4 protein-coding genes are annotated in these 6,000 nt (G+C 45.0%); all 4 read left to right on the forward strand.

The window, feature by feature from the left end:
- The first annotated feature begins 37 nt into the window (after positions 1 to 37).
- Positions 38 to 2,365: a TonB-dependent receptor gene (locus tag DW205_RS18030; RefSeq protein ID WP_008778659.1), complete on the forward strand. Its 2,328-nt coding sequence runs from the start codon at positions 38 to 40 to the stop codon at positions 2,363 to 2,365.
- 39 nt (positions 2,366 to 2,404) lie between these two features.
- Positions 2,405 to 2,911 (forward strand): flavin reductase family protein, encoded by a 507-nt coding sequence (locus DW205_RS18035; RefSeq protein ID WP_008778658.1) that lies wholly within the window; start codon positions 2,405 to 2,407, stop codon positions 2,909 to 2,911.
- Positions 2,912 to 3,258: 347 nt separating this feature from the next.
- Positions 3,259 to 5,586: a carboxypeptidase-like regulatory domain-containing protein gene (locus DW205_RS18040; protein ID WP_005863908.1), complete on the forward strand. Its 2,328-nt coding sequence runs from the start codon at positions 3,259 to 3,261 to the stop codon at positions 5,584 to 5,586.
- A gap of 130 nt (positions 5,587 to 5,716) precedes the next feature.
- On the forward strand, positions 5,717 to 6,000 hold a 284-nt coding region (locus DW205_RS22620; RefSeq protein ID WP_233523158.1), incomplete at its 3' end, for a flavin reductase.

Here is a 6,000-nt window from a genome sequence, read left to right on the forward strand (position 1 = left end):
AGGCCACCCTGCTATATTCGGAAAAAATACGATAAAAATGAAACGGATGATGATTTGGATCATACTGCTAGGCGGTATGGTACAGGGAGCTTTTGCTCAGAACTTGGAGATAAAGGGAATGGTGCGGGACGCTCGCAACAAAGAAATCTTGGAATTTGCAAATGTGGTATTGCAAACAATGGACTCTTCTTTTGTAGCGGGTACGACTACGGATATGAAGGGGCATTTTTTATTAAATAAGATTAAAAAAGGGAGTTATATTCTATCTGTCTCTAGTCTAGGCTTTAAGACGGAGTATATTTCCTTGGAAAGCTTGTCCAAGAATATTTCTTTGGGAGAAATATCCTTAAATGATGATGCGGTATCCTTAGACGGGGTGACGGTTAGCGCCTCTGCCCAGACGAGCCATGCCGATAAAAAAGTGGTCTTCCCATCGGATCGCCAGATGAAGGCTTCGGGAAACGGTATGGATTTGTTGCAGCAGATGATGCTACCGAGAGTGCAGGTGGATTTGTTGAACAACGAGATCAAGGCCACGGGAAATGGGGTAGTCCAAGTGCGTATCAATGGTGTGAAGGTGGAGCAGGATGAGATCAAGGCCTTGAATCCCTCGGATATCATCCGTATAGAATATCATGATAACCCGGGCTTACGTTATGGCAATGCCGATATCGTGCTGGATTATATTGTTCGCCGGCCGGATACGGGAGGTAGTTTTGGTCTGGACATGGCGCAAGGTATCAATTCCATGTGGGGTGAACATAATGCTTGGGGAAAGATCAATCATAAGAACTCGGAATGGGGCGCTTCTTATCGGATCGGTCCTCGTGATTTCTATGGAATGAAACGGAATAACGAGGAAGAGTTCCATTTAGCGAATGGAACGACCTTGAACCGTGTGGAAATAGGCGAACCTTCGCGCGCTCGTTTGTTCATGCATAACCTGAATGTGAACTATAGCTATCAAAAGCCGGATAAGTATATGTTTAACGCCACGTTCCGCTACCGGAATAATCATCAACCGCATTGGGATTATCAAGGAGTCTTGATGAATAAGGCGAATCCGGAGGATAAAGTGGATATGATCGATCTATCGGGATCAGCCTATCAAGCTCCTGCGCTGGATTTGTATTACCAACGGGATTTGAAGCATAACCAGACCTTGGTGTTTAACGTGGTAGGGACTTATAACCAAACGAAATCGACCCGTATCTATCAAGAGAGTAAACATGAACAATTGTTGACTGATGTAAATAATGTGGTGGATGGTGATAAATACTCGATTATCGGCGAGGCTATCTATGAGAAGAAATTAACGAATGGTAATCGGTTGAGCGGCGGTTTACGCCATAACCAATCTTTCTCGGATAACAGTTATATCAATGGGCATAACTATAAGACGCATATGGAACAGATGGAGAGTTCCGTATATGCGGAATTCAAGGGAAAGGTGAAAAAACTGGATTACTCATTGGGTTTGACCGTGAATCGATCGTCTTATAGCCAACGGGGTGAGGATGCGGATTATGAACGTTATACGGTGAGTCCCCGGTTGACCTTGTTTTATGCTTTGCCCGGGGAATCTTCCATCCGTTTGAAATCAACGATGGGGAATGTGACTCCTTCTTTGGGTGAGCTGAGCGCTATCGACCAAGTGATCGATTCCTTGCAAATACAGCGGGGTAATCCTAACTTGAAGTCTTATATGAGTTATTATACGGAATTGAATTACGAGTTTCGCAAAGGTCTGTTTTACGTGAATGCCTTGGGCGCTTATGAGTATCAGCCGGACGCTATCATGGACGAGAAATATCTGGAAGGGAATAAGATCATCCAGACTTGGGATAATCAGAAAAACTGGCAACGGGTTGTCGCTTCCGTCAATTTGCGGGTCGGTCCGATCAAGGACATCTTGCAATTTTCAGTCAATGGTGGTATGAACCATTATATGAGTAACGGTAATACCTACACGCATCGATATACGAACTGGTGGTGCGACGCGAATGTTTCCGTTACTTGGAAGAATTGGTCACTCATGTATATGTTGATGACGAATTGGAACTGGTTTAAGGGCGAGACGATGAGTGGGGGTGAGAATATCCAAGGAATCCAGCTCGGTTATAGGCATAAAGACTTGATGATTGGCTTGCGTGTCTTTAATCCGTTTACGGATAACTATAAGCAGGAGACCGAGAACTGGAACCAATACGCCTCTTTCCACCGTTCGAATTACATCAAGGAAAGTTCCCGTTTGTTTGTGGCGACGATTTCCTATAACTTCTCTTTCGGTCGTAAATTTAGCGCCGGTCAGAAGAAAGTGAATAATGCCGATAATGACTCGGGGGTAATGAGTACCGGTAAATAAGGGAATATTTTATATCTTTGAGGGAAAATAAAATGAGATATGAAAGCGATTAATCCGAATGAGATCAAAGACAACTTTATCGAGTTGATTGGTAAGGAGTGGATGCTGGTAAGCGCCGGTGATAAGGAGAAGTTTAATATGATGACTGCCAGTTGGGGCGGCGTGGGAGTGTTATGGAACCGTCCGGTGGTGTTTGCTTTTATTCGTCCGGAGCGTTATACCCGTGAGTTTATCGACGCTAAAAATGAGTTCACGATTACTTTCCTAGGACCGGAGCACCGGAAAGCCCATAGCATTTGTGGCTCTAAATCCGGCCGGGAGATTGATAAAGTAGAGGCTACAGGCTTGACCCCATATTTTACGGAGGCTGGTAATCCGGTTTTTGAGGAAGCCCGGCTAACATTGGAGTGCAAGGTGGTCTATAAGTTTGAGATCGAGGAGGCTAAATTCTTGGACCCGACCGTTTTCCCTCGTTGGTACGATGAGAAGAACGGTAACGCGCATCTCGTATATATCGCCGAGATCGTGAACGCTTGGGAGAAATGACATCTCCTAAGCCATTTATCCGATTATAATTTCACGCGGAAAGGACCCATTTACTTTCTTTGTCGTAGTGTCATCTATCATTTAAATTAATAGGTTTCCTCCTTGAATGTGCTCTTGTCTTTCTTTTACATATATATAATATGGCATGACGAAATGAAGTTCATGATTCTCTAACGTGAATGTAAGAATGATTAAGTTTTTTGCCTAGGGCGAGTTCGTTGAAGTTATCTAAGCAATTCCTTCATCATTTGCTCCGTATGCGTAAGGAAATATTTGGTGATCTCTGTAACCGATTCATTCATAGCCTTGTCTTATAGATGTAAGATATTCAATAAAACAGTACGGCTATGAATAAGACACGAATCGCGTTCATACTGCTTTGTTGCTGTATGATAGAAGGGGCATTCGCTCAGGTTATAGAGATAAATGGAGGTGTTAAGGAGGCGAGAACCAACGGCACCTTGGAGTTTGCCAACGTGGTACTGCAAACGATAGATTCTACTTTCGTGATGGGTACTACGACGGACAATAAAGGATATTTCGTTTTAAAGGGAGAGTTGAAGGGAGACTATCTGTTGGTCGTATCCAGCTTGGGATACAAGACAAGATATGTCTCCCTCAATGGTTTAGAAAGGGATGTCGATCTGGGGAATATAGATTTGGACGAGGCAGTCGTACCTTTGGATAATATAACGGTCGATGCGTCCAATGCGCGAAGCTATTCCGATAGGAAGATCGTATATCCTTCGGATCGCCAACTGGAAGCCTCTACAAATGGCATAAATCTATTGCAACAACTGATGCTTCCGGGCTTGCGGGTGAATCCGTTGTTTAATGAGGTACGGATCTCCGGGGATGGGGAGATACAGTATCGTATCAATGGCGTAAAAGCGGAGGTGCAGGAGATCGTAGCCTTGATGCCGACGGAGATTATCCGCATAGAATATCATGATAATCCGGGCTTGCGTTATGGTAATGCCGAGGTCGTGCTGGATTACATCGTTCGCCGTCCGGATACCGGAGGCTCTATTGGACTTGAATTATCGAACAGTCCGCATGTGGCGTGGAGGAACAATCAGTTATCGGGAAAGATTAATCATAAGAAGTCGGAGTTCGGGGTGAATTATTTCGTCAGTCATCAGGATTATTACGGGATGTGGCGGGATAATGAAGAGCGGTTCCTGTTTATGGATGGTTCCGTATCGCGGAGAAAAGAGAAAGGCGAACCCGGGCGAATGGAATTATTCTGGCAGAATCTCCAAACGAACTTTAGTTATCAAGAACCGGAAAAGTACCTTTTCAACGCTACTTTCCGGCTCTATACCAGCAACCAGCCTCATCTGGATTACCAAGGAACGCTATTCAATATGGAGGTCCCGGAAGATAGGGTAACGGTAATCGATAAAACGGCGGAGAAACTATATCGCCCGGCTTTGGATGTATACTACCAACGAAATCTTCCGAATGACCAAACATTGGTTTTCAACTTGGTCGGGACTTATAACAAGACTCACTCGGATCGGATCTATCAAGAGAGAAGGTATGAGTTGTTGCTTACCGACGTGAATAACGGGGTAAAGGGCAATAAGTATTCAATTATAGGCGAGGGAATCTATGAGAGGAAGATAGGGAAGAACCGGATAGGTGGAGGGCTGAGGCATACCCAGTCTTTTTCCGATAATACGTATAGGGGTGGGCGGGAAGAGAAGACCCGTATGGGCCAAGCGGAAACGTATCTTTATGCTGAGTTTAGGGGGCGGTTCAAGAAGCTGGATTATACGTTGGGTCTTGGTGTTACCCGTTCTTTCTTCCGTCAGGAGGTGAATGATGGGGGCTATCGGTATTATGCCTTCAATCCCCGGCTGAATTTACATTATAAGTTGACCGATCGCTCTTTCATTCGCTTAAGGGGAAGCCTTGAGAATACCTCTCCATCTTTATCAAACTTGAATGCGGTCGACTTGGCGGTGGATTCTTTGCAAATCCAACGGGGAAATCCGGATCTGACACCTTACTTGAGGTATAAGGCCGATCTTACCTACGAATACGGCAAAGGCTTATTCTATGGTAATCTGCGTGGAGCCTATGAGTATGCGCCGAATGCTATTATGGACGAGAAGTTCTGGGAAGGTAATCGAATTATCCAGACTTGGAACAATCAGCGGAGTTGGCAACGCCTCTCAAGTTATGCCTCTTTACGGATCGGGCCGGTCAAGGATCTCTTGCAGGTACGTTTGGAAGGCGGTGTAAACCATTTTATCAGCCGTGGGCGATCCTATTCGCATGTATACACGAATTGGTATAGCAATCTTTCCGTCTCCGTCGTATGGAAACGGTGGTTGGCTGGATATGAGATGTATGCCAATTGGGATCGCTTTTTCGGGGAGACCATGACGGGCGGTGAACAGGGGCAAATCCTATATGCGGGATACAGGTATAAGGATTTGATGGTAGGAGCCGGAGTCTTTAATCCGTTTATAAATACGTTTAGGCAAGATTCCGAGAACAGATCGCAATATGCCTCATTCCGAAGGAGCATGTACTTGAAAGAAAGCTCCCGCTTGTTCGTCATTCGTCTAGCATATAATTTCTCCTTCGGCCGTAAGTTCAGCGCCGGCCAGAAGAAGGTGAATAACGCCGATAATGATTCCGGCGTAATGAGTACCGGAAAGTAAATTCGTCCGGCAAAATTGCGGTGAGTCTGATTGGTAAACATTATCTTTGCGTAAAACAAAGATATGAACAGGCCTGCGCTTCGGGAACATATCGACCGGGTAGCAGTTTTATCTTATAAAAAGGAAAATTATGAGAGCAATTAATCCTGATCAGATCAAGGATAACGTTATCGAGCTTATCGGTAAGGAGTGGATGCTGGTAAGCGCCGGTGATAAGGAGAAGTTTAATATGATGACTGCCAGTTGGGGCGGCGTGGGAGTGTTATGGAACCGTCCGGTGGTGTTTGCTTTTATTCGTCCGGAGCGTTATACCCGTGAGTTTATCGACGCTAAAAATGAGTTCACGATTACTTTCCTAGGACCGGAGCACCGGAAAGCCCATAGCATTTGTGGCTCTAAATCCGGCCGGGAGAT

Origin of the sequence: Parabacteroides sp. AM17-47 (assembly GCF_003434625.1) — a bacterium.
In the GTDB taxonomy this organism is placed as follows: Bacteria; Bacteroidota; Bacteroidia; order Bacteroidales; family Tannerellaceae; genus Parabacteroides; species Parabacteroides distasonis.

Coding starts and splice junctions, on each gene's coding strand:
- DW205_RS18030 (WP_008778659.1), top strand. CDS start 38: ATGAAACGGATGATGATTTGGATCATACTGCTAGGCGGTATGGTACAG.
- DW205_RS18035 (WP_008778658.1), top strand. CDS start 2,405: ATGAAAGCGATTAATCCGAATGAGATCAAAGACAACTTTATCGAGTTG.
- DW205_RS18040 (WP_005863908.1), top strand. CDS start 3,259: ATGAATAAGACACGAATCGCGTTCATACTGCTTTGTTGCTGTATGATA.